Origin of the sequence: Pseudomonas caspiana, assembly GCF_040224095.2 — a bacterium.
Lineage (GTDB): Bacteria > Pseudomonadota > Gammaproteobacteria > Pseudomonadales > Pseudomonadaceae > Aquipseudomonas > Aquipseudomonas caspiana.
Genome location: NZ_CP167995.1, coordinates 4,570,729 through 4,595,253, shown reverse-complemented (window position 1 = coordinate 4,595,253; position 24,525 = coordinate 4,570,729). Strand labels below are relative to the sequence as shown.

The 24,525-nt window shown below is 57.5% G+C and carries 22 protein-coding genes and 1 pseudogene; 18 read left to right on the top strand and 5 right to left on the bottom strand.

The features are described 5' to 3' along the window. The first annotated feature begins 54 nt into the window (after positions 1-54). Both purL and ABRP31_RS20785 read left to right on the top strand, forming a co-directional pair. On the top strand, positions 55-3,951 hold the full coding sequence (gene purL, locus ABRP31_RS20790) for a phosphoribosylformylglycinamidine synthase (RefSeq protein ID WP_349970390.1): 3,897 nt from the start codon (positions 55-57) through the stop codon (positions 3,949-3,951). A 6-nt stretch (positions 3,952-3,957) separates the two neighbouring features. Further along, a complete protein-coding gene (locus ABRP31_RS20785; RefSeq protein ID WP_243246098.1) occupies positions 3,958-4,269 on the top strand; it encodes a YqfO family protein in 312 nt (103 codons plus the stop codon). Positions 4,270-4,364: 95 nt separating this feature from the next. Here ABRP31_RS20785 and ABRP31_RS20780 read toward each other — a convergent pair. Together ABRP31_RS20780 and ABRP31_RS20775 are read right to left on the bottom strand one after the other, a co-directional pair. Then, a pseudogene (locus tag ABRP31_RS20780) lies at positions 4,365-4,787 on the bottom strand (murein L,D-transpeptidase family protein); the annotation flags it as partial. Between the two features lie 185 nt (positions 4,788-4,972). Continuing rightward, complete coding sequence (locus ABRP31_RS20775; protein WP_349970385.1) at positions 4,973-5,524, bottom strand: NUDIX hydrolase; 552 nt, start codon at positions 5,522-5,524, stop codon at positions 4,973-4,975. Positions 5,525-5,680: 156 nt separating this feature from the next. Here ABRP31_RS20775 and ABRP31_RS20770 point away from each other — a divergent pair, with 156 nt between their 5' ends. The 5 genes from ABRP31_RS20770 to purT all read left to right on the top strand — a co-directional run bounded on the left by ABRP31_RS20770 (position 5,681) and on the right by purT (position 8,979). Then, positions 5,681-6,277 (top strand): CoA pyrophosphatase, encoded by a 597-nt coding sequence (locus tag ABRP31_RS20770; protein ID WP_087264536.1) that lies wholly within the window; start codon positions 5,681-5,683, stop codon positions 6,275-6,277. 42 nt (positions 6,278-6,319) lie between these two features. Further along, on the top strand, positions 6,320-6,844 hold the full coding sequence (locus ABRP31_RS20765; protein WP_087264535.1) for a gamma carbonic anhydrase family protein: 525 nt from the start codon (positions 6,320-6,322) through the stop codon (positions 6,842-6,844). Next, positions 6,844-7,038: a DUF1289 domain-containing protein gene (locus tag ABRP31_RS20760; RefSeq protein ID WP_371856717.1), complete on the top strand. Its 195-nt coding sequence runs from the start codon at positions 6,844-6,846 to the stop codon at positions 7,036-7,038. The genes ABRP31_RS20765 and ABRP31_RS20760 overlap by 1 nt, the downstream gene beginning before the upstream one ends. A 192-nt stretch (positions 7,039-7,230) precedes the next feature. Beyond that, positions 7,231-7,698: a VUT family protein gene (locus ABRP31_RS20755; RefSeq protein ID WP_087264533.1), complete on the top strand. Its 468-nt coding sequence runs from the start codon at positions 7,231-7,233 to the stop codon at positions 7,696-7,698. A gap of 99 nt (positions 7,699-7,797) precedes the next feature. Further along, the gene (gene purT / locus ABRP31_RS20750; RefSeq protein ID WP_349970382.1) at positions 7,798-8,979 is read left to right on the top strand and encodes a formate-dependent phosphoribosylglycinamide formyltransferase; all 1,182 of its coding nucleotides are present in this window, start codon (positions 7,798-7,800) and stop codon (positions 8,977-8,979) included. Positions 8,980-9,181: 202 nt separating this feature from the next. Here purT and ABRP31_RS20745 read toward each other — a convergent pair whose 3' ends face one another. From ABRP31_RS20745 to ABRP31_RS20735, 3 genes are all read right to left on the bottom strand, one after another. Next, entirely contained in the window at positions 9,182-10,504 is a 1,323-nt protein-coding gene (locus tag ABRP31_RS20745) for an MFS transporter (protein ID WP_349970380.1), read from the bottom strand. A 292-nt stretch (positions 10,505-10,796) separates the two neighbouring features. Continuing rightward, positions 10,797-12,032, bottom strand: coding sequence for a transporter associated domain-containing protein (locus tag ABRP31_RS20740; RefSeq protein ID WP_349970378.1), 1,236 nt, complete (start codon positions 12,030-12,032; stop codon positions 10,797-10,799). A 13-nt stretch (positions 12,033-12,045) separates the two neighbouring features. Further along, positions 12,046-12,858, bottom strand: a complete 813-nt coding sequence (locus ABRP31_RS20735; RefSeq protein WP_087264528.1) for an inner membrane protein YpjD — start codon at positions 12,856-12,858, stop codon at positions 12,046-12,048. A 209-nt stretch (positions 12,859-13,067) separates the two neighbouring features. Here ABRP31_RS20735 and ffh point away from each other — a divergent pair, with 209 nt between their 5' ends. The 11 genes from ffh to ABRP31_RS20680 all read left to right on the top strand — a co-directional run bounded on the left by ffh (position 13,068) and on the right by ABRP31_RS20680 (position 24,420). Beyond that, complete coding sequence (ffh, locus tag ABRP31_RS20730) at positions 13,068-14,444, top strand: signal recognition particle protein (protein ID WP_087264527.1); 1,377 nt, start codon at positions 13,068-13,070, stop codon at positions 14,442-14,444. Between the two features lie 248 nt (positions 14,445-14,692). Then, complete coding sequence (gene rpsP / locus ABRP31_RS20725) at positions 14,693-14,950, top strand: 30S ribosomal protein S16 (RefSeq protein ID WP_027902602.1); 258 nt, start codon at positions 14,693-14,695, stop codon at positions 14,948-14,950. A 5-nt stretch (positions 14,951-14,955) separates the two neighbouring features. Further along, positions 14,956-15,492: a ribosome maturation factor RimM gene (rimM, locus tag ABRP31_RS20720; RefSeq protein ID WP_087264526.1), complete on the top strand. Its 537-nt coding sequence runs from the start codon at positions 14,956-14,958 to the stop codon at positions 15,490-15,492. 3 nt (positions 15,493-15,495) lie between these two features. Further along, the gene (trmD, locus tag ABRP31_RS20715; protein ID WP_087264525.1) at positions 15,496-16,248 is read left to right on the top strand and encodes a tRNA (guanosine(37)-N1)-methyltransferase TrmD; all 753 of its coding nucleotides are present in this window, start codon (positions 15,496-15,498) and stop codon (positions 16,246-16,248) included. A 42-nt stretch (positions 16,249-16,290) separates the two neighbouring features. After that, the gene (gene rplS / locus ABRP31_RS20710; RefSeq protein WP_027902605.1) at positions 16,291-16,641 is read left to right on the top strand and encodes a 50S ribosomal protein L19; all 351 of its coding nucleotides are present in this window, start codon (positions 16,291-16,293) and stop codon (positions 16,639-16,641) included. 111 nt (positions 16,642-16,752) lie between these two features. Next, positions 16,753-17,649: a site-specific tyrosine recombinase XerD gene (gene xerD, locus ABRP31_RS20705; RefSeq protein WP_087264524.1), complete on the top strand. Its 897-nt coding sequence runs from the start codon at positions 16,753-16,755 to the stop codon at positions 17,647-17,649. A 151-nt stretch (positions 17,650-17,800) separates the two neighbouring features. Beyond that, positions 17,801-18,541 (top strand): DsbC family protein, encoded by a 741-nt coding sequence (locus ABRP31_RS20700; RefSeq protein WP_087264523.1) that lies wholly within the window; start codon positions 17,801-17,803, stop codon positions 18,539-18,541. Between the two features lie 103 nt (positions 18,542-18,644). Beyond that, positions 18,645-19,949, top strand: a complete 1,305-nt coding sequence (locus ABRP31_RS20695) for a homoserine dehydrogenase (protein WP_349970373.1) — start codon at positions 18,645-18,647, stop codon at positions 19,947-19,949. 107 nt (positions 19,950-20,056) lie between these two features. Continuing rightward, the gene (gene thrC / locus ABRP31_RS20690) at positions 20,057-21,466 is read left to right on the top strand and encodes a threonine synthase (RefSeq protein WP_087264521.1); all 1,410 of its coding nucleotides are present in this window, start codon (positions 20,057-20,059) and stop codon (positions 21,464-21,466) included. A 104-nt stretch (positions 21,467-21,570) separates the two neighbouring features. Then, entirely contained in the window at positions 21,571-23,922 is a 2,352-nt protein-coding gene (locus tag ABRP31_RS20685; RefSeq protein WP_372488951.1) for a transporter substrate-binding domain-containing protein, read from the top strand. Between the two features lie 201 nt (positions 23,923-24,123). After that, the gene (locus tag ABRP31_RS20680) at positions 24,124-24,420 is read left to right on the top strand and encodes a DUF3509 domain-containing protein (RefSeq protein WP_087264520.1); all 297 of its coding nucleotides are present in this window, start codon (positions 24,124-24,126) and stop codon (positions 24,418-24,420) included. Positions 24,421-24,525 lie beyond the last annotated feature (105 nt).

Genomic DNA, 24,525 nt, shown 5'->3' with positions numbered 1-24,525 from the left:
TAGGCTAGAATGCACGGCCTCAAAGCACACCCCCTTCCCGAGGCTGTCCCGAAGATGTTGATCCTGCGCGGTGCTCCTGCCCTTTCTGCCTTTCGCCACAGCAAATTGCTGGAACAACTGAAACAGAAAGTTTCAGCTGTCAGCGGCTTGTATGCCGAATTTGCCCACTTTGCCGAAGTCACTGGCGATCTGACTGGCGAGGAACAGGAGGTTCTCGTTCGCATCTTGAAATACGGCCCGAGCGTGCCGGTTCAAGAGCCGAGCGGCCGGTTGTTCCTGGTGATGCCACGTTTCGGCACTATTTCACCGTGGTCCAGCAAAGCCAGCGATATCGCCCGTAACTGCGGCCTGACAAAAGTCCAGCGCATCGAACGCGGCATTACCTTCTATGTAGAAGGCCAGTTTAACGAAGCTGAAGCGCAAATCATTGCCGGTTGCCTGCATGACCGCATGACGCAAATGGTGCTGGGTTCCGTAGAGGAGGCCGAAGGCCTGTTCACTCACGCCGAGCCCAAGCCGCTGACTGCGATTGATGTGCTGGGCGGTGGTCGTGCTGCGCTGGAGAAAGCCAACGTCGAGCTCGGTCTGGCTCTGGCTGAAGACGAAATCGATTATCTGGTCACCAGCTTCAATGGTCTGGGGCGCAATCCTCACGACATCGAACTGATGATGTTTGCCCAGGCGAACTCCGAGCACTGCCGTCACAAGATCTTCAACGCCAGTTGGGATATCGACGGCGAAAGCCAGGAAAAAAGCCTGTTCGGCATGATCAAGAACACCTACCAGATGCACAGCGAAGGCGTCCTGTCTGCTTATAAGGACAACGCTTCGGTGATCGTCGGCAGCGTGGCGGGTCGTTTCTTCCCGGACCCTGAAACCCGCCAGTACGGTGCGGTGCAGGAGCCGGTGCATATTCTGATGAAGGTCGAGACTCACAACCACCCGACTGCGATTGCCCCGTTCCCGGGCGCATCGACCGGTTCTGGTGGCGAGATTCGCGACGAAGGCGCTACCGGTCGCGGTGCCAAGCCTAAAGCTGGCCTGACCGGTTTCACCGTTTCCAACCTGCAGATTCCAGGCTTCGAACAACCGTGGGAAGTGAACTACGGCAAGCCTGAGCGCATCGTGACTGCGCTGGACATCATGCTTGAAGGTCCATTGGGTGGCGCCGCGTTCAACAACGAATTCGGCCGTCCGGCCCTGACCGGTTATTTCCGTACTTTCGAACAGTCCATCAGCACGCCGCACGGCGATGAGGTTCGTGGTTACCACAAGCCGATCATGCTGGCTGGCGGTATGGGTAACATCCGTGCCGAACACGTGCAGAAAGGCGAAATCACCGTTGGCTCCAAGCTGATCGTGCTCGGAGGCCCTGCAATGTTGATCGGTCTGGGCGGCGGTGCTGCTTCTTCCATGGCCACCGGTACCAGCTCTGCGGATCTGGATTTTGCTTCAGTTCAGCGTGAAAACCCTGAAATGGAGCGTCGTTGCCAGGAAGTCATTGACCGTTGCTGGCAGTTGGGTGACAAGAACCCGATCAGCTTCATCCATGACGTCGGCGCGGGTGGTTTGTCCAACGCCTTCCCTGAGCTGGTCAATGATGGCGGCCGCGGCGGTCGTTTCGAACTGCGTAACGTGCCAAATGACGAGCCGGGCATGGCCCCGCTGGAAATCTGGAGCAACGAATCCCAGGAGCGTTACGTCCTGGCGGTGGGGGCCGAAGACTTCGAACGCTTCAAGGCAATCTGCGAACGTGAGCGCTGCCCGTTCGCGGTAGTGGGCGAGGCGACTGCCGAGCCACAACTGACCGTGACCGACAGCCACTTTGGTAACAATCCGGTTGATATGCCGCTGGAAGTATTGCTGGGCAAGGCTCCACGCATGCACCGCAGTGCTGACCGCGAAAACGAGCTGGGCGATGATTTCGACCCAAGCGTGCTGGATATCGAAGAAAGCGTACAACGCGTTCTGCACCACCCGGCCGTTGCCAGCAAAAGCTTCCTGATCACTATTGGTGACCGCAGCATTACCGGTCTGGTCGCTCGTGATCAGATGGTCGGTCCGTGGCAAGTACCGGTGGCCGACGTCGCCGTGACCGCCACCAGCTTCGACGTCAATACCGGTGAAGCGATGGCGATGGGCGAGCGTACTCCGCTGGCATTGCTGGACGCCCCTGCTTCGGGCCGTATGGCCATCGGCGAGACGCTGACCAACATTGCTGCCTCGCGTATCGAAAAGCTTTCCGACATCAAGATGTCTGCCAACTGGATGTCCGCTGCCGGTCACCCTGGCGAAGATGCTCGTTTGTACGACACGGTCAAAGCTGTCGGCATGGAGCTGTGCCCGGCGCTGGGCATCACCATTCCAGTGGGCAAGGACTCGATGTCCATGAAAACCCGCTGGAGCGATGAAGGTGTCGAGAAGAGCGTGACGTCGCCGCTGTCGCTGATCGTGACCGGCTTTGCGCCAGTGACCGACATCCGCAAGACGCTGACCCCGGAACTGCGCATGGACAAGGGCGTTACCGACCTGATCCTGATCGACCTGGGTCGTGGCCAGAACCGTATGGGTGCTTCGATCCTGGCTCAGGTTTACGGCAAGCTCGGTCGTGTTGCGCCGGACGTCGACGACTCCGAAGACCTCAAGGCTTTCTTCGCCGTCATTCAAGGTCTGAACGCTGACGGCCATCTGTTGGCTTACCACGACCGTTCCGATGGCGGTCTGTTGACCACCACGCTGGAAATGGCTTTCGCGGGTCATTGTGGTCTGGACCTGCACATGGACGGCCTGGCTGAAACGTCTGCCGATCTGGCCGCGATTCTGTTCAACGAAGAGCTGGGTGCAGTGATCCAGGTTCGTCAGGACGCCACGCCGGATGTACTGGCTCAATTCAGCGCGGCCGGTCTGGAAGATTGCGTCGCGGTGATCGGTCAGCCGGTCAACAACGACGAGGTTGCGATCAGCTTCAATGGCGAGCCAGTGTTCAGCGGCCAGCGCCGTTTGCTGCAGCGTCAGTGGGCTGAAACCAGCTACCAGATCCAGCGCCTGCGTGATAACGCCGAGTGTGCCGATCAGGAATTCGACGCGCTGCTGGAAGAAGATAATCCAGGCCTGACCGTCAAGCTGGGCTTCGACGTCAACGAAGACATTGCTGCGCCTTACATCAAGACTGGTGTGCGTCCGCAAGTGGCTGTGCTGCGTGAGCAGGGCGTCAACGGTCAGGTCGAAATGGCAGCTGCCTTTGACCGCGCCGGTTTCAATGCGATTGACGTACACATGAGCGATATTCTGGCGGGCCGTGTCGACCTGAACGACTTCAAAGGCATGGTTGCTTGCGGCGGTTTCTCGTACGGGGACGTGCTGGGCGCTGGCGAAGGCTGGGCCAAGTCGGCGCTGTTCAACACTCGAGCGCGTGATGCGTTCCAGAGCTTCTTCGAGCGTCAGGACAGCTTCACCCTCGGTGTGTGCAACGGTTGCCAGATGCTGTCCAACCTGCACGAACTGATTCCGGGCAGCGAGCTGTGGCCACACTTTGTGCGCAACCGCTCCGAGCAGTTCGAAGCGCGGGTTGCCATGGTGCAGATTCAGGAGTCGCCGTCGATCTTCCTGCAAGGCATGGCCGGTTCGCGTATGCCGATCGCCATTGCTCACGGTGAAGGTCACGCCGAATTCGCCAGCGATGAAGCGCTGGTCGCTGCCGATGTTTCCGGTACTGTCGCGCTGCGCTACGTCGACACCCACGGCAAGATCACCGAAGCCTACCCGGCCAACCCGAACGGTTCGCCGCGCGGTATCGGTGGCCTCACCACCCGCGACGGTCGCGTCACCATCATGATGCCGCACCCTGAGCGTGTATTCCGTGCTGTGCAGAACTCGTGGCGTCCGGAAGACTGGAACGAAGACGGTGCGTGGATGCGCATGTTCCGCAATGCCCGTGCCTGGGTGAACTAAGAAGCAATGTACAAGCTCGCGTTCTTTGTACCGCCGAGCCATGTGGAACAGGTCAAAAGTGCCGTATTCGCCGCTGGTGCAGGGCGAATCGGGGCTTACGATCAGTGCTCATGGCAAGTGCTCGGCCAAGGCCAGTTCCGCCCGCTGGATGGCAGCCAGCCATTTATCGGGCAGGGCGGCGTGGTCGAGCAGGTCCAGGAATGGAAAGTCGAGCTTGTCGTTGCGGATGAGTTGATTCAGCAAGTAGTGGTGGCTCTCAAGCAGAGCCACCCCTATGAAACGCCGGCCTATGAGGTTTGGCGGCTGGAAGATTTGTAATTCCCCTGTAGGAGCTGCCGTAGGCTGCGATGCGATTTATCTGATACACCGCCATCGCAGCCTTCGGCAGCTCCTACAGGAATCCGGCGTTCTCTCTACGGCCTGATCTCAATCATCGTGCCGTCCTTCACCAGACTCCACACTTCCCGCATGTCGTTGTTCTTCAGCGCGATGCAGCCGTTGGTCCAGTCCAGCGTGTGGAAGTACCACTCCGGATATTCCTCATCCACTGGCGTGCCATGAATCATGATCATGCTGCCGGGCTTTACCCCTTCGCGTTTCGAGCGTTCGGTGTCCGTCGCGTTCGGATAGGAGATGTGCATCGACAGGTTGTAGTTGGTACTGGTCTTGCGCCAGTCCAGCCAGTAGAAACCTTCCGGTGTGCGCTGATCGCCTTCCTTGAGTTTGGTGCCTTTGGGTTGCTTGCCCAACGAAATGCGGTACGTCTTCAGGGGTTCGCCGCCACTGATCAGTTGCAACTGGCGAACTGACTTGAGTACCAGGACCTTTTCGATTTTTTTATCGGCGATGTTTTCAACGTTGATTACTTTTTCGCCGACGATCTTCTGCTCGCTGCCTTTGGGAACAATGGTCTGGGTGAACGAGGCCTGGGACAACGGCATGAAAGACAAGCACAAAGCAGCGAGCAACCAACGCATCGAAACGGTATCCCTGAAGCGGCGCCTGTAATGGGCTGGCCTGATTAAGTGTCTTGAATGGGCCGCGATGGCGGCAGGGCCTCGTTGCGCACAGGGTAAATCTGCTCGCGACGATCAGCGAAGTAGCATTCTAGGGTACGCCGGACCGTCATGAAAGCCAGCTCCGACCAGGGAATGTCAGCTTCGTCGAACAGCTGCACTTCCAGGCTTTCGATTCCTGCAGCGAATTGCGGTGTGGCCAGCTCGCCCCGGAAGAACACATGAACCTGATTGATGTGTGCAACATCCACCAACATGTAAAGCTCCAGCTCGCCGGGTGTCGCGCAGGCTTCCTCATCGGTCTCCCGGCGGGCGGCCTGCTCCATGGTTTCGCCGTTTTCCATGAACCCGGCCGGCAGGGTCCAGAAACCCAGGCGCGGTTCGATGGCACGACGGCAGAGCAAGACCTTGCCATCCCACACCGCCAGACAGCCCGCGACGACATTGGGGTTCTGGTAATGAATGGTCTGGCAGTGCTCACAGACAAAGCGCAGGCGGCTATCGCCTTCGGGAATGCGCTGAATCACTGGTTTGCCACATTGGCTGCAGAATTTCATGGACGAGTTCGAATAGTGAATTCAGCCGCTATCTTGGCGTGCGCTGCGGGTGATCGGCAAGCTGCGCTTTAGTCTTGCTTGCATTGTCCTACAAGGGCTTGGGCGGTTGGCCACTTTGGTGCATGATGCGGGGTAGGCAACAGATCGAGATTTCCCATGCTGGATGAGCTACTTCGCCGTGTAAGCAGTCATACGCCGAGCACCTTTGAGACGGATCGACTTTTTCCCGAAGCTGCAGTGTTGCTGCCGATTACCCGCAGTGATGAGCCGGAGTTGATTCTGACGCTGCGTGCCAGCGGGCTGTCGACCCATGGCGGCGAAGTGGCCTTTCCAGGTGGGCGGCGTGACCCTGAAGACAGCGATCTGATCTTTACCGCGCTGCGTGAAGCCGAGGAAGAGATAGGTCTGCCGCCGGGGCTGGTTGAGGTGATCGGGCCGCTCAGTCCATTGATCTCCAAGCACGGCATCAAGGTCACGCCCTATGTGGGATTGATCCCCGACTTCGTCGAATATCGCCCCAACGATGCCGAAATCGCCGCGGTGTTCAGCGTGCCGCTGGAGTTCTTTCGTCAGGACACCCGTGAGCATACCCACCGCATCGACTATCAGGGTCGCAGTTGGTACGTGCCCAGCTATCGTTACGGCGAGTTCAAAATCTGGGGGCTGACGGCGATCATGATCGTCGAGTTGATCAACGTGCTTTATGACAGCAAGATCAGCCTGCATCACCCGCCTGAACACTCCGTGATCTAAGCGTCGATTAAACGGGCCGCAGAGCCTTGAGGATACTTACCCATGAAATATCGTCTGGGCGATTTTCGCGTCGAAACCCATCCGCAAAGCTGGGTCGCGCCCAATGCTGTACTGATCGGCAAGGTCAGGCTGGAGGCGGGAGCCAATGTCTGGTTCAACGCTGTGCTGCGCGGTGATAACGAGCTGATCCATATCGGCGAAAACAGCAATGTGCAGGACGGCACGGTGATGCACACCGATATGGGCTCGCCGCTGCAAATCGGCAAAGGCGTGACGATTGGCCACAACGCCATGCTGCATGGTTGCAGCGTCGATGATTACAGTCTGATTGGGATTAATTCGGTAATTCTCAACGGCGCGAAGATTGGCAAGTACTGCATCATTGGTGCTAATTCACTGATCGGCGAAGGCAAGGTTATCCCCGACGGCTCGCTCGTCATGGGTTCGCCGGGTAAAGTAGTACGCGAACTTACTGATGTGCAGAAGAAAATGCTCGAAGCCAGCGCCGCCCATTACGTCCATAACGCCCAGCGCTATGCTCGCGACCTGATACCGCAGGAAGATTGATGGAAGCCGAACGCCGCGTCGCATCCCCCTGCGTAAGCATCTGCGCGCTGGATGACGATGATGTCTGCCTCGGTTGCCAGCGCACCGTGAAAGAAATCACCGACTGGCACGCCATGGACAACGATCAGCGCCGCGCCGTGCTCAGGCTGTGTCACGAGCGTGCAGAGGCGAGTGGGCTGGTGTGGAAAATGTAATCGCGCAATGTCGCTTTTCCTGTGGGAGCTGAGCTTGCTCGCGATGAGGGCGCCGCAAATACTGGGTAGATCGCGTCCAGCTTCATCGCGAGCAAGCTCGGCTCCCACAGGTTGAATCTCATTTCAAATCAGCCATCGCGTTGCATCGGCTGATACCATTACGCATCTTTCCCGCCACATAAGCCTCACCTCATGCTCTTCCTGATCGCCTACATCAGCAGCGTCGTGCTGATCAACTTTGCTTTTTCCGCCGCGCCGCATCTGGACGTGATCTGGTCCGCCTGGGGTGGGTTGGTGTTTGTCTTGCGAGATATGGTGCAAACCCGCTTCGGGCATGGCGCGATCCTGGCAATGCTGGCGGCCCTTGTGCTGTCGTACGTGACGTCAGACCCTACTATTGCGCTGGCCAGTGCCACAGCGTTTGCGGTCTCCGAATGCATCGACTGGCTGGTATTCACGGTAACCAAACGGCCGCTGCGTGATCGTCTGTGGCTCAGTTCGGCGCTGAGTATCCCGGTGGATACCTTCATCTTTTTCGGCCTGATCGATGCGCTGACTCCGCCCGTGATTATCACGGCGTTGCTGTCCAAGTTCGCCGGTGTCACTGCCGTCTGGCTGATCATGGCCTGGCGTGCGCGCAAGAATGCTTGTGCGGGCTGAGAATTACGGGCCTTCGTGGTAAATTGCGCGCCTTTCTCCACAGCGGTCGCTCGCACCTGACGCGGGCTGCCCTCGATATCTGCTCCACGAGGACCTGAGATGACTCAAATCGGAACTCCACTGTCGCCTGTCGCGACCCGTGTATTGCTCTGCGGCTGCGGCGAGCTCGGCAAGGAAGTAGTGATCGAACTGCAGCGCCTGGGCGTTGAAGTGATCGCTGTCGATCGTTATGCCAACGCGCCTGCCATGCAGGTTGCCCACCGCAGCCACGTGATCAACATGCTCGACGGTGCCGCACTGCGTGCAGTGATCGAAGCCGAGAAGCCGCACTACATCGTGCCGGAAATCGAGGCCATCGCCACGGCCACTCTGGTTGAACTGGAGGCCGAGGGCTTCACGGTCATCCCGACTGCCCGCGCCACCCAATTGACCATGAACCGTGAAGGCATTCGTCGTCTGGCCGCTGAAGAGCTGGACCTGCCAACGTCGCCGTATCATTTCGCCGATACCTTCGAAGACTACAGCAAGGCTGTCCAGGACCTGGGCTTCCCGTGCGTGGTCAAGCCGGTAATGAGTTCTTCGGGCAAAGGCCAGAGCCTGCTGCGCACTGCTGATGACGTGCAGAAAGCCTGGGATTACGCTCAAGAAGGCGGACGTGCCGGTAAAGGCCGCGTGATCATCGAAGGCTTCATCGACTTCGAATACGAAATCACTCTGCTGACCGTGCGCCACGCTGGCGGCACTACCTTCTGCGCGCCAGTGGGTCATCGTCAGGAGAAGGGTGACTATCAGGAATCATGGCAGCCACAGGCCATGAGCCCGATTGCGCTGGCTGAATCCGAGCGTGTTGCCAAGGCCGTAACCGAGGCACTGGGTGGTCGCGGTCTGTTTGGTGTTGAGCTGTTCATCAAAGGTGATCAGGTATGGTTCAGCGAAGTCTCGCCGCGTCCGCATGACACTGGCCTGGTGACGCTGATCTCTCAGGATCTTTCGCAGTTCGCCTTGCACGCTCGCGCCATTCTGGGCCTGCCAATCCCGCAGATTCGCCAGTTCGGGCCATCGGCGTCGGCAGTGATTCTGGTGGAAGGTCAGTCCACGAATACGACCTTCGCCAACCTCAATGCAGCGTTGAGCGAGCCGGACACGGCACTGCGTCTGTTCGGCAAGCCTGAAGTCAATGGGCAGCGCCGCATGGGCGTTGCCCTGGCTCGCGACGAGTCCATCGAAGCTGCACGTGCCAAAGCCACCCGTTCTTCGCGGTCTGTGAAAGTCCAGCTGTAAGGCTGCCTTGCATGAGATGGCGCGGTGTCACTGACACCGCACCATCGCGAAGCAAACATATACCTGTAGGAGTGGACGAGCATCGCGAGGCCGCGATAGCGTTGTATCAAGCAGGACACCATCGCTGCCTCGCGGTGCTCGTGAGCTCCTACAGAAAAGAATTAAAAATCAGGTGGTTGCATTTATAGGGCACTTCCCTGAGCTAAGCGATTTTATCCAGATCCGCCTCACGCGTTTCTTTCAGGCACAGCACGGCAATCACGCTGAGCAACGCTGCTGCCGACACATATCCGCCGACCCAGCTCAAGCCGCCCATCGCCACCAGTTTCTGAGCGAAGAAAGGGGCGACCGATGCTCCGACGATACCTCCAAGATTGTAGGCTGCTGACGCGCCGGTGTAGCGCACGCGAGTTGGGAACAGCTCGGGCAGCATCGCGCCCATGGGGGCGAAGGTCACACCCATCAGGAACAGCTCGATACACAGAAACAGCGCCACCGCCCATGTTGTGCCGTGGGTCAGCAGCGGCTCCATGGTGAAGCCGGAAAGGATCGCCAGCACGCCGCCGATGATCAGCACCGGACGACGTCCATAACGGTCGCTGGCCCATGCCGCCAGCGGGGTCGCTGCTGCCATGAACAGCACCGCGAAGCACAGCAGGGCGAGGAACGTCTCGCGGCTATAACCGAGCGTCGATACGCCGTAGCTCAGGGAAAACACCGTCGAGATGTAGAACAGCGCATAGCAGACCACCATCGATGCAGCGCCCAACAGCACCGGCGCCCAGTACTGGCTGAAGAGCTCCACGATTGGCATCTTCACCCGCTCATGGCGGGCAATGGCGTTGGTGAAGACCGGGGTTTCTTCCAGCTTCAGTCGCACATACAGCCCAACCATCACCAATGCAGCGCTTAGCAGGAACGGGATCCGCCAGCCCCATGAGCGGAATTGCTCATCATCCAGTGTCATGGCCAGTGTCAGGAACAGCCCGTTAGCAGCGAGGAAGCCAATTGAAGGGCCGAGTTGCGGGAACATGCCGAACCAGGCGCGCTTGCCTTCGGGGGCGTTCTCCGTGGCGAGCAAGGCTGCGCCGCCCCATTCACCGCCCAATCCCAATCCCTGTCCGAAACGCAGCACGCATAACAGAATCGGTGCCCAGGCACCTATTGTTGCGTAACCCGGCAGCACGCCGATCAACGTAGTACATACGCCCATCAGCAGCAACGAGGCAACCAGTGTCGACTTGCGGCCGATGCGATCGCCGAAGTGGCCGAACAGCGCCGAGCCTAACGGGCGGGCAAGAAAGGCGATACCGAAGGTCAGAAACGCCGACAGCATTTGTGCGGTGCCGGACGTTTGAGGGAAGAACACCGGTCCGATCACCAAAGCGGCGGCGGTGGCGTACACGTAGAAATCGTAGAACTCGATAGCGGTGCCGATGAAGCTGGCGGTCGCAACGCGTGTCGCAGAATTGGCCGGGCGAGCCGTTGCGCTCTCATTTTCATGGGCGGCAGAAGTCGTAGTCATGCGGGGTTTCCTGACAGTCATATGCCTGTCGGCGATCTCCAAAGATGAAGATCTACGGCGGCATTCATTAATTATTGTGGGTACAGCGCTGATCAGGTTAGCCCGGATGGGGCGAAAGGCGTTGGTCATGCCAGGGGTAGGGCAGAGCCAGGGAGATGCGCGAGACGTTCAGGCTGAATGACTGGCCGGATCACATGAGGTGCGGGTAGCACACGGATCGGCGGGCTGGGTAAGCGGCTCGATTATAGGAATCGCGCCGCCCTTATAACAAGAGGCCTGTAGCAAGGGGCTTTCAGCGGGTCGTCGGTTTCTGCCACATCATGACCCGCGTCACTCGATTGTCTTCGGTTTCGAGGATTTCCAGGCGATACGGCCCGATCTTCAGGCAGACAGCGCTTTCCGGAATGGTTTCCAGTGCTTCAGTGACCAGACCATTGAGCGTCTTGGGGCCATCGGACGGCAAGTGCCAGCCGAGGCTCTTGTTCAGATCACGAATCGAAGCGGCACCCTCAACCACCAGACGACCGTCGGCCTGTGGATGGATGTGCGGGTTGTTCAGCGTCTGCTCGTTTTCGAATTCGCCGACGATTTCTTCCAGAATGTCTTCGAGGCTGACGATGCCCAAGACTTCGCCGTATTCATCGACCACCACGCCCATGCGGCGTTGTTGCTTGTGGAAGTTCAGCAGTTGCAGCTGAAGCGGAGTGCTCTCCGGTACGAAGTACGGCTCATAGCACGCGGCGACGATCTGTTCTTTGGTCAATTCGCCCTTAGGCAGCAGGTGGCTGATCTGCCGGGTATTGAGCACGCCTTGAACCTGATTGATGTCGTTGTGATAAACCGGCAGTCGGGTGTGTCGCGAAATGATCAGGCGCTCCACGATCTGTTCGATGCTGTCGTCCAGGTTGACGCCATCCACTTCACTGCGTGGCACCAGAATGTCGTTAACCGTGATGCTGTCCAGCGCATGGATGCCCGACAACACCGGCGAGCGGCCCGGATGGTGTTCATTCACGCCGTCACGATGCGTGTGCTGGCGTTCGCCATCGTCATCAACTGCAGCAACCTGTTTATTGCGTTTGCCGAAAGGGCGTAGCAGCGTCTTGGCGACGCAATTGAACACCCACGCCAGTGGCCAGAGAATGACCATTGGAATGCGCAGCAGGCTGTTAGCCATGTGCACGATGGCTTCCGGATGACGAGCTGCGAGCCTGCGCGGGATGAGTTCAGCAAAGATCAGCGTGATGCTGGTGACACTGATCCAGGCCAGTGTCGGGCCGTTATAAAACCAGTAGTTCATCGACAGCAACGTGACGATCACAGTAATCAATACTTTGATCAGGGTGTTGGCGAGGATCAGGCTGCCCAGTTCGAATTTGAGCTCGGGCCAGCCTGGCGTCGAATGACGGTCGCCGTTACGCCGCATTTTCAGGTGGTGGTGGGCGCTTTCAATGGCCGTGAACAGGGCTGCCCAAAGAATTAACAGGGCCACGACACCGAGCATCGGGGCGATTGGCAAATTATCCATAATCAGCGAACCGTCAGATGTGCAGAATGAATTCGCGGACCAGCTTGCTGCCAAAATAGGCCAGCATCAGCAAGCAGAAACCGCCGAGGGTCCAGCGGATAGCCTTGTGTCCACGCCAGCCGAGACGGTTACGGCCCCATAGCAATACGCTGAATACTACCCAGGCCAGGCAGGCCAGTAGGGTTTTGTGCACCAGATGCTGTGCGAAAAGGTTCTCGACGAACAGCCAGCCAGAAATCAGCGACAGTGAAAGCAGTGACCACCCGGCCCAGAGAAAGCCAAACAACAGGCTTTCCATGGTTTGCAGCGGCGGGAAATTCTTGATCAACCCCGAAGGGTGCTTGTGCTTGAGTTGATGATCCTGCACCAACAACAGCAATGCCTGCACCACCGCAATGGTAAACATGCCATAGGCCAGGATCGAGAGCAGGATATGGCTGAGGATTCCCGGCTCTTCAACGATGGGTTGCACAGTACCGGCTGGCGCGAACTGCGCGAGCAGCACGGTAATGAGTCCGAGCGGAAACAGAAGTACGAGCAGGTTTTCCACCGGAATGCGCACGGTTGCCAGTAGCGACAGAGCAATCACTGCGACAGCGATCAGGCTTGCAGCGCTGAAAAAGTCCAGGCCAAGCCCGATAGGGCGGATCAACTGGGAAAAAAGTCCGAAGGCGTGAGCAACAACGGCCAGCGTGCCGAGCAGGCAAAGCAGCCGTTTGTCGGCGCGTTTCGCCTGGCTGAGGCGGATGCCTTGGTAGATAGTCGCAGCGGCATAAAGGCAGGCGGCGGCGAGGCTGGGTAGCAGGCTGGGTGGCAAAGGGAACATAAATCCTGATGGACGGGCCTTTAAAGGCGCTGAGTTTGGCATACAACCGTCATTTCACGAAAGACCACAGATGCAGACTCCTAGTGTCCGTTGCGCAGAGTCTTCGCTATAATCCGCCACCTGCTCAAGCCGCAGGCTCGCCGAGCGCCATTTTATAACGGGCCGGGCCGCACCAACCGGGGTTCTCCAAGAGCCTGAAAGGATCGCGCATGTTTGAAAACCTGACAGACCGTCTCTCACAGACGCTGCGCCATGTAACTGGCAAGGCCAAGCTGACTGAGGACAACATCAAAGACACCTTGCGCGAAGTGCGTATGGCTTTGCTCGAAGCCGACGTTGCCTTGCCGGTTGTCAAAGACTTCGTCAACAAGGTCAAGGAGCGCGCTGTCGGCACCGAAGTGTCGCGCAGCCTGACGCCGGGCCAGGCCTTTGTGAAGATCGTTCAGGCCGAGCTGGAAGACATGATGGGGGCGGCCAACGAAGAGCTGACCCTTAATGTCACGCCGCCTGCCGTGATTTTGATGGCGGGTCTGCAGGGTGCTGGTAAAACCACCACAGCTGGCAAGCTGGCCAAGTTTCTTAAAGAACGCAAGAAGAAGACCGTCATGGTTGTGTCTGCCGACGTTTATCGTCCGGCGGCCATCAAGCAGCTTGAAACGCTGGCGGGCGACATCGGCGTTACTTTCTTCCCGTCTGATATCAGCCAGAAGCCGGTAGACATCGCTGAAGCGGCAATAAAAGAAGCTAAGCTCAAGTTCATTGACGTCGTCATTCTGGACACCGCGGGTCGCTTGCACATCGACGCGGAAATGATGGGCGAGATCCAGGCGTTGCATGCGGCGGTCAAGCCTGCCGAGACATTGTTCGTGGTTGACGCCATGACCGGTCAGGATGCTGCCAACACCGCCAAGGCCTTTGGTGATGCACTGCCCTTGACCGGCGTGATCCTGACCAAGGTCGACGGTGATGCACGAGGCGGTGCGGCATTGTCCGTGCGCGCTATCACTGGCAAGCCGATCAAGTTCATCGGTATGGGCGAGAAGAGCGATGCGCTCGAGCCGTTCCACCCGGACCGTATTGCGTCGCGAATCCTCGGCATGGGTGACGTGCTTAGCCTTATCGAACAGGCCGAGCAGACCCTCGACAAGGACAAGGCCGACAAACTGGCCAAAAAGCTGAAGAAAGGTAAAGGCTTCGACCTCGAAGACTTCCGCGATCAGCTGCAACAGATGAAAAACATGGGCGGCCTTGGCGGGCTCATGGACAAGCTGCCAAGCATCGGCGGCGTCAACCTGTCGCAGATGGGCAATGCCCAGGGCGCAGCAGAGAAGCAGTTCAAGCAAATGGAAGCCATCATCAACTCGATGACTCCAGCCGAGCGTCGTGATCCGGATCTGATCAGCGGTTCGCGCAAGCGCCGCATCTCCATGGGGTCGGGGACTCAGGTGCAGGACATCGGGCGTCTGATCAAGCAGCACAAGCAGATGCAAAAGATGATGAAGAAATTCTCCGCAAAAGGCGGAATGGCCAAAATGATGCGCGGCATGGGCGGAATGTTGCCCGGCGGCGGCATGCCAAAGATGTGATGTATCGCGCGCAGGACCCTCTGCGCGCATCCCACATAGGGGCTTGCCCCTACGTAAATCCCCGCTTTGCGGGTCTACACCAGCCGTTGATAGCGACGGCTCCTTGGCAAATCTGGATGGCACAACAGCAAGTGCCGGAAAAAGACATTTGCAAAAGTCCGGATATTCCTTAGAATATGCGGCCTTTCGGGCACCTATGCCCGCTGTGCATCATAGATTTGCAGCACCGACTACAGGAACGATGTTCAATGCTAACTATTCGTCTTGCCCTGGGCGGCTCCAAAAAGCGCCCGTTTTACCACCTGACTGTTACCGATAGCCGCAATGCGCGCGACGGTTCGCACAAAGAGCAAATTGGCTTCTTCAACCCGGTTGCCCGTGGTCAGGAAGTTCGTTTGTCCGTGAACGAAGAGCGCGTTAACTACTGGCTGAGCGTGGGTGCACAAACATCCGAGCGCGTTGCCCAGTTGCTGAAAGAACACGCCAAGACCAAGGTCGCGGCCTGAGCAATATGAACGCGGCGCCAACGACTGCCGACGACTTGATCGTCATTGGCAAGATTTATTCGGTACATGGCGTTCGCGGCGAAGTGAAGGTCTTTTCCTTTACTGATCCGATTGGAAACCTGTTGGATTACAAAACCTGGACGCTTCGGCGCGAAGGCAGCGTTAAACAGGTAGAGCTGGTCAGCGGACGCTTGCAAAACAAGTTCCTGGTCGCAAAGCTCAAAGGTCTCGATGACCGTGAAGAAGCTCGTCTTCTGGCCGGTTTTGAAATCTGCGTGCCGCGTAACCTGTTCCCTGATCTGACCGACGGCGAGTACTACTGGTACCAGCTGGAGGGTCTCAAGGTCATCGACCATCAAGGGCAATTGCTCGGGAAAATCGATCACCTGCTAGAGACGGGCTCGAATGATGTAATGGTGGTCAAGCCCTGCGCAGGCAGCCTGGATGATCGCGAACGCCTGTTGCCCTATACGGAGCAATGCGTGTTGGTGGTTGACCTGGAAGCTGGCGAGATGAAGGTGGATTGGGATTCGGACTTCTAAGCAATGGCTAGCCTGCGCATAGAAGTGATCAGTCTGTTTCCCGAGATGTTTTCCGCCATCAGCGATTACGGCATTACCAGCCGTGCGGTGAAACAGGGGCTGTTACAGCTGACTTGTTGGAATCCGCGGGACTACACCACGGATCGACATCACACTGTTGACGATCGCCCATTTGGCGGTGGTCCGGGCATGGTGATGAAGATCAAGCCTCTGGAAGATGCTCTGGTTCAGGCCAGGCAAGCAGCAGGGGATGCGGCGAAGGTTATTTACCTGTCGCCACAAGGCCGCAAGCTGAATCAGTCTGCGGTCCGCGAACTGGCGCAAGAGGAGGCGTTTATCCTCATCGCCGGTCGTTATGAAGGCATTGACGAGCGTTTTATTGATGCTTATGTCGATGAAGAGTGGTCGATTGGTGACTATGTACTGTCTGGTGGCGAGCTGCCGGCAATGGTGCTTATCGATGCGGTTACGCGGCTGCTGCCTGGAGCTTTAGGGCATGCGGACTCTGCGGAGGAAGATTCCTTCACTGATGGTCTGCTGGATTGCCCGCATTACACCCGACCGGAGGTGTATGCGGATCAGCGTGTTCCCGACGTGTTGCTAAGTGGCAATCACGCGCACATCCGGCGTTGGCGTTTACAGCAGTCCCTTGGGCGGACCTATGAACGACGCGCCGATCTTCTGGAAAGCCGCTCGCTTTCTGGAGAAGAGAAGAAGCTGCTCGCGGAATACATCCGCGAACGGGACGATAGTTAACGTATCGATGGTAGATCAGACGATTTACCTTAGGAGCACAGCATGACTAACAAAATCATCCTTGCACTCGAAGCAGAGCAGATGACCAAAGAGATCCCTACCTTTGCCCCGGGCGACACTGTTGTCGTTCAGGTGAAAGTGAAGGAAGGCGACCGCGCTCGTCTGCAGGCGTTCGAAGGCGTAGTAATTGCCAAGCGTAACCGTGGCGTGAACAGTGCTTTCACTGTTCGTAAAATCTCCAACGGTGTTGGCGTTGAGCGTACTTTCCAGACCTACAGCCCGCAAATCGACAGCCTGGCTGTGAAACGTCGTGGTGACGTTCGCAAAGCCAAACTGTACTACCTGCGTGACCTGTCCGGTAAAGCAGCTCGCATCAAGGAAAAACTGTCCTGAGTACAGTTTTCTGATGCAAGAAAAAAGCAGCCTACGGGCTGCTTTTTTGTGCCTGGGGTTTTATTGTCCTCAGTCAGTTCCTCATGCAGCACTGCTCAAGCGCGAATTACTATGCCTGCCATCGATGACCCTCTGATCGACCGATTTCTCGATGCTCTCTGGCTGGAGAAAGGGCTTTCGGATAACACGCGCGATGCCTATCGCAGTGACCTTGCCCTGTTCAACGGCTGGTTGCAGGAGCAAGGCCTGCAACTGATCAATGTCGGACGCTCGGCGATTCTGGATCACCTGGCCTGGCGTGTGGACAAGGCCTATAAGCCGCGCTCTACAGCCCGGTTTCTTTCCGGTGCGCGTGGCTTTTACCGCTATCTGTTGCGCGAAAAACTGATTCAGATCGATCCCACATTACAAGTGGATATGCCTCAGCTTGGCAGACCGCTGCCCAAGTCATTGTCGGAAGCAGACGTCGACGCGTTGTTGGCTGCACCTGACCTGAGCGAAGCGATCGGACAGCGAGACAAAGCCATGCTGGAAGTGCTTTATGCCTGTGGTTTGCGAGTGACTGAATTGATCAGCCTGACGCTGGAGCAGGTCAATCTGCGGCAGGGTGTGCTGAGGGTCATGGGCAAGGGCAGCAAAGAGCGTCTGGTGCCGATGGGTGAAGAGGCCATTGTCTGGATTGAGCGCTACATGCGCGGTGCCCGTGATGAGCTATTGGCCGGGCGTCCCAGTGACGTGTTGTTTCCCAGTCAACGCGGCGAGCAAATGACTCGCCAGACCTTCTGGCACCGGATCAAGCATCAAGCCATGGTTGCCGGCATCAGCAAGTCCTTGTCGCCTCATACGCTGCGTCACGCTTTTGCTACGCACCTGCTCAATCATGGTGCTGATTTACGCGTTGTGCAGATGCTGCTTGGACACAGTGATCTGTCGACCACGCAAATCTATACCCATGTCGCCCGCGCCAGGTTGCAAGACATGCATGCCAAGCATCACCCACGCGGCTGAGCGGAGTCACGGGCGGTTTTACTGCCAAGTCTTGCGTCAGTCCGGGTAAGGTTTACGGCCCTTATGTGATAGTCTTTGCCGGTTTCGCAGATTGAAGCCGAAGGGCGTTTTTTTTGCCCCAGTCAGTCTGCCCACCGCCCGAGGAGTTTTCATGCGCGTGACCACGATTATCGCTGCCGCAGCCGTTGCGTTGGCCAGTACGTTCAGTATGTTTGCCCAGGCGGATGCTCCCGCCGATCAAGCCATTCGCAAGACCCTGGATTCGCTCAAGCTCGAGTTGCCGGTTGAAAGTATCGGCGCCAGCCCGTTAAGCGGACTGTACGAAGTCAAACTCAAGGGCGGTCGCGTGCTGTATGCCAGCGCTGATGGCCAGTTCGTGATGCAGGGCTACCTGTTTCAGATCCAGGACGGCAAGCCGGTCAACCTGACCGAGAAGACCGAGCGTCTGGCCATCGCCAAGACTATCAATGGTATTCCGACCGCCGAGATGGTGGTGTATCCGGCGATTGGCGAAACCAAATCGCACATCACGGTGTTCACCGACACCACTTGCCCGTACTGCCACAAGCTGCACGCTGAAGTGCCGCAGTTGAATAAAATGGGCATCGAAGTTCGTTATGTCGCTTTCCCGCGTCAGGGTCTCGGCTCGCCGGGCGACGAACAGCTTCAGGCTGTCTGGTGCTCCAAGGATCGCAAGGCTGCCATGGACCGTATGGTTGATGGCAAGAACATCGAAGCGCCCAAGTGCGCCAACCCTGTCACCAAACAATTCGAAGTGGGTCAATCGATCGGTGTGAACGGCACACCGGCCATCGTTTTGGCTGACGGCCAGTTGATTCCGGGTTACCAACCCGCTGCACAAGTGGCCAAACTGGCGCTCAGCGCCAAATAAATCAGCGCGTCCCATGACCGTTGAGTAAATAGAGAGCCGTGTGGTGAAGCACGGCTGTTTTCCACGGTCGGTTTCAAGCCGGCCGTTTTACGGGGAGTTCATAGTGAATCCGGTCAAAGTAGGCATCTGTGGGCTGGGTACCGTCGGTGGCGGTACCTTCAACGTACTTAAGCGTAACGCCGAGGAAATTGCCCGCCGTGCGGGTCGTGGAATCGAAGTGGCACAAATTGCCATGCGTTCGCCAAACCCCAACTGCCAGATTACCGGTACACCGACCACCAGCGACGTCTTCGCGGTGGCTACCAACCCTGAAATCGATATCGTCATTGAACTGATCGGCGGCTATACCGTAGCTCGCGATCTGGTCCTCAAGGCCATTGAAAACGGCAAGCACGTAGTCACTGCCAACAAAGCGCTGATTGCTGTGCACGGTAACGAAATTTTCGCCAAGGCGCGTGAGAAGGGCGTGATCGTAGCGTTTGAAGCTGCGGTTGCGGGCGGTATCCCGGTCATCAAGGCAATTCGTGAAGGTCTGTCGGCTAACCGCATCAACTGGGTTGCCGGGATCATCAATGGCACCGGTAACTTCATCCTTACCGAAATGCGCGAGAAAGGCCGCACCTTCCCTGACGTTCTGGCCGAAGCCCAGGCGCTGGGTTATGCCGAAGCTGATCCGACGTTCGATGTCGAAGGTATTGATGCTGCACACAAGCTGACCATTCTGGCGTCCATTGCCTTTGGTATCCCGCTGCAGTTCGACAAGGCCTACACCGAAGGCATCACCAAACTGACCACTGCTGACGTGAATTACGCCGAAGCGCTGGGCTATCGCATCAAGCACCTTGGCGTAGCGCGCAGCACTCCTGCGGGTATCGAATTGCGTGTACACCCGACGCTGATTCCTGCTGACCGACTGATCGCCAACGTCAACGGCGTGATGAACGCGGTCATGGTCAATGGCGACGCTGCGGGTTCGACGCTGTTCTATGGCGCTGGCGCAGGCATGGAGCCTACTGCTTCGTCCGTGGTTGCTGATCTGGTCGATGTCGTCCGTGCGATGACCTCCGATCCGGAGAACCGCGTACCGCATCTGGCGTTCCAGCCTGACTCGCTGTCTGCTCATCCGATTCTGCCGATCGAAGCCTGCGAAAGCGCGTATTACCTGCGCATCCAGGCCAAGGATCATCCGGGTGTGCTGGCCCAGGTGGCGAGCATTCTGTCGGAGCGCGGAATTAACATTGAGTCGATCATGCAGAAGGAAGTCGAAGAACATGACGGCCTGGTGCCGATGATTCTGTTGACCCATCGTGTGGTGGAACAGCGCATGAATGACGCCATTGAGGCCCTGGAAGCGGTGCAGGACGTGGTTGGCCCGGTAGTCCGGATCCGCGTCGAACATCTTAATTAACATTCAGCTTCAAGCTTGAAGCTGCAAGCTGCAAGTGATCGGCCGTCGTGCTCGCCGCTTGCTGCTTGAAGCTTACAGCTTGAAGCTCAAACCGAAGGTTTGATCTCATGCGCTACATCAGTACCCGCGGCCAGGCGCCGGCCCTGAATTTCGAAGACGTGTTGCTGACTGGTCTGGCCAGCGACGGCGGCTTGTACGTACCGGAAAACCTGCCGCGCTTTACTCAGGAAGAGATCGCTTCCTGGGCAGGCCTGCCTTATCACGAACTGGCTTTCCGGGTGATGCGCCCGTTTGTGACCGGCAGCATCCCGGATGCGGATTTCAAAAAGATCCTTGAAGAGACCTATGGCGTGTTCGCCCACAGCTCGGTTGCGCCATTGCGTCAGTTGAATGGCAACGAGTGGGTTCTGGAACTGTTCCACGGCCCAACGCTGGCGTTCAAAGACTTCGCGTTGCAATTGCTGGGTCGTCTGCTGGATTACGTGCTGGCCAAACGCGGTGAGCGTGTTGTGATCATCGGTGCAACGTCGGGTGATACCGGCTCTGCGGCCATTGAAGGCTGCCGCAAGTGCGATAACGTGGACATCTTCATCCTGCACCCGCACAACCGGGTATCGGACGTTCAGCGTCGTCAGATGACGACCATCTTTGGCGACAACATCCACAACATCGCCGTGGAAGGCAATTTCGACGACTGCCAGGAAATGGTCAAGAACAGCTTTGCTGATCAGGGCTTTCTCAAAGGCACGCGTCTGGTCGCGGTCAACTCGATCAACTGGGCGCGGATCATGGCTCAGATCGTTTACTACTTCCACGCCTCGCTGCAGTTGGGCGGCCCGGCGCGTTCGGTGTCGTTCTCAGTGCCTACCGGCAACTTCGGCGATATTTTCGCCGGCTACCTGGCACGCAACATGGGCTTGCCGATCAATCAGTTGATCGTCGCCACCAACCGCAACGATATCCTGCACCGCTTCATGAGCGGCAATCAGTATGTAAAAGAGACCTTGCACGCGACCCTGTCGCCATCGATGGACATCATGGTGTCGTCGAACTTCGAGCGTCTGCTGTTCGATATGCATGGCCGTAACGGTGCCACGCTTGCGGGGCTGATGGACAGCTTCAAGCAAGGCGGCGGTTTCAGCGTCGACGAAGAGCGCTGGACTGAAACACGCAAACTGTTTGATTCGCTGGCCGTCAGCGACGCGGAAACCTGCGAGACCATCGCGGATGTTTTTGCGAAGACTGGCGAGGTGCTCGACCCACATACGGCGATCGGTGTGAAGGCCGCCAGGGCCTGTCGTCGTAGCCTGGATACCCCGATGGTGATCCTCGGCACGGCGCATCCGGTCAAATTCCCGGAAGCAGTGGAGAAAGCTGGTGTAGGAAAAGCGCTAGAGCTACCTGCACATTTGTCTGATTTGTTCGAGCGCGACGAACGCTGCACCGTTTTGCCTAATGACCTGAAAGCCATACAGGCCTTCGTCAGTCAGCATGGCAACCGGGGTAAACCGCTCTAACGGTATATCCGTGTAACAACTTAAGGCCCGCTCACCAGCGGGCCTTCTCGTTTCTGCGTGCCACACTTCGGGAGTTTTAGACACTTACGGATGAGTTAGTCGCTGTGAAAAATGCAAACACAGGAGGCGCCTTCGACGGCAAGAACATCGCCTCCAGCAAAAGCACGCTGTGCGTGCTGTCATTGTTAGTGGCGGTGCTGTTCATGCAGCCCAGTCATGCTGAGCGGACCCTTTCTTTCAGCCTTGCCCCACCGTTCATGACGGTGGAACCCTTGGAGTTGTCTGCTTCAGATCGTCAATGGCTCGATGACCGTCCAGCGTTGCGAGTCGGAGTGGTGACCATCGACTATGAACCGGTGGATATCGCCAGCGACCGCAACCGATACCAAGGCATCAGTGCTGACTACCTGAGCCTGATCGCGAGCAGGCTCAACGTCAGGATGCAGGTCCGTGGGTTTCCCAGGCCCGAAGGGGCGATTAATGCATTGCGCGACGGAACTGTCGATATCGTCGCTACTGCCAACAATTTTGAACGGGGTTTCAACGATATTCGTTTATCCGCCGGTTATGTTGTTGACCGCTCGGTGGTGGTGGGGCGTAGCGGCGGGCGTGGTCTTGCGGAAGGGCTAAAGGGCAACAAGTTAGTGGTGCTCGACGGTTATCTGGATTTGCATGCCGTGCAAGCTGCTTACCCCCGGAGTGAAATCATTGTTGCTCCGAGTCTGTTCAGTGCCATGGAAGCGGTGAGCCATGGTGATGCAGACGCTTTCATTGGTAATGACGTTATCGTGCGGTCGTACATGGCATTGCGTCCTTACCTCGGGTTGCAGGTCCAGTACGACAGTCTGCTGCCTGAGGACAGTTTTTCCTTCGCTGTTCACTCGGGCCAACCGCAATTGCTCAGCCTGATTGACGCGTCTCTGGCCAGTCTGGGGTCAGCAACCACTCGTGAAATACTCGGGCGCTGGACCCTTGGGCTGGGGGCTGATACTGCCAGCCAGCGCATCTCGCTCAACCGTGCCGAGCGACGCTGGATTAGCAAGCACCCGGTTGTCACAGTCGCGTCTCAACAACACCCGCCATACATCTACAAGGACAAGAACGGGCAGTGGATCGGTCTTAACGTCGATGTATTGAATCGCATATCGCGTATGACCGGGCTGCAATTCATCCATGAAGAGAGTCGCCACATTGAGCAGACATTAAACCTTCTGCGCAGCGGTCAGGCACAGATGAACACTTCGCTTGCCGAAAATGCCGAGCGTCGCGAGCTGCTCAATTTCACTTTTTCATTTGGCGGTAACAGCTGGGTTTACGTGCTGCGCGCCGGTGATACCTCTCCGGGCTCGTTGGGTGAATTGACGGGACGTACGTTGGCACTGCCTGCCAGGCATGCGCTGGAAGGCGTCATCAGGCGCGAGCATCCGCGCATCAACTTGATGCTGACGGCCGACTATGAAGAAGCGCGTAGCCTGGTGGAATCTGGTGTCGCTGAGGCAACGATCCAGAACGAGGCCGGGGCTTATCTGGATCCTCGCGGTGTCCTGAAGGTGGGCCGGGGTGTTGAGGGCTGGTGGTCCTCTGACCGATTATCTGTCATCAAGTCTCAACCGGAATTGCTCGATATTCTCAACAAGGCGCTGGAGGAGTTTCCTATCGCGGAAATGCGCGCGATCCGCAGCAAGTGGCTTTCATCTGCCACTCCCCAGGGCAGTCTCTGGGCCCGTATTCCTGACTGGCTGTATTGGGGGGTTGGCGTCGCATTGCTAATGGGGTTGGTCTCACTGGTCTGGAGCAACCGCCTCAAGGTTCAGATCCGTCAACGTCTCAAGGCAGAAGAGGCCTTGAATGACCAGTTGATCTTCAAGCACGCACTGTTTGATGGCATACCCAACCCTGTGTATGTCCGGGACCTGAAAGGCCGGTTGATTTCCTGTAATCGAAGTTACGAGGAGAGCCTGGGGATCAGCTTTGAGCAGATGAACGGCCGACGCCTGATCGATGTGGAGTTGATACCCCGCGAGACCGCCGAGCAACTGCATGGGGATTACATCAAGCTGCTGGAAACCCGACAACCTATCTTTGCTGACCGCAGCATGCGGTTGATGGACAGGCAAATCGACGCCCTGCAGTGGACCGTGCCGTTCTATCGGGCCGACGGCGAGGTGCAGGGGTTGTTGGGTGGGTGGATCGATATCAGCGAGCGCAGGCAACTCGAAATACAGTTGGATGAAGCCAGGGAGCAAGCGCTTCGCTCCAGTGAAGCAAAAAAAGTTTTCAGGGTTGACGCTGGTCTCGAAATCCGCAGAACGCTGCAAGGCATTGTGAGCCTGCTGGAGCTAGAGCTCGAACAGGCGATGGACAAAGGGTTGCGCTCGCCCAGGCTTGTTGAAGACGCGCTGGGTGCGGCTCGCTCATTGCTCGACATGATCGACGCCGGTGATGTGGCCGCATGAGGCGCGAAGTGGTGTGCAGTTCCTGTGGGAGGGAGCGTCAAGGCCGTGTCATCAGTGATGACGGCGACCTGCAGTTTTTTCTCTGTCACATTCGACAGGCATGCTCGGATGAGTCGCTTTGCACACCATCGAGAACTTTCCAGTAACGACGATGGTCATTGATAAGCACCTTTGCATTCAAACTGTTGAGTGGTGATCTAGATGGAAAATATCAGCTTACTGCTAAGCGAAGCGCTGACGCCTTACCAGGCTGTTCTTGGGCCTGTTGGTCTTTCGGGTGAACGCTTGGTGTCAATCAGGGATGTAGCCGGTGCAGTGGTGATCGAGCGCACATTTACCGCGGCTCATTTGCGCGACAAGCGCCAGCTCACAGATGTAGTCGACGGTTTGCGTCGCGATCTGATGGTCGCCGAAGGGCGAATCGAACCTTGTGTGATTGCTGCAATGCGCAACGCAGCGCTTGGTCGTCCGTTCGTCACGGCGCAGGGTTTTGTTTGACGTGATCTGGAACCTTGAGGTCCATAGGCGTTCTGACTATTTACGACAGGTCGAGACATTGTGCTCCGGTGGCTCCACCTGTTCGTACTGGTCCCGAATGGACCA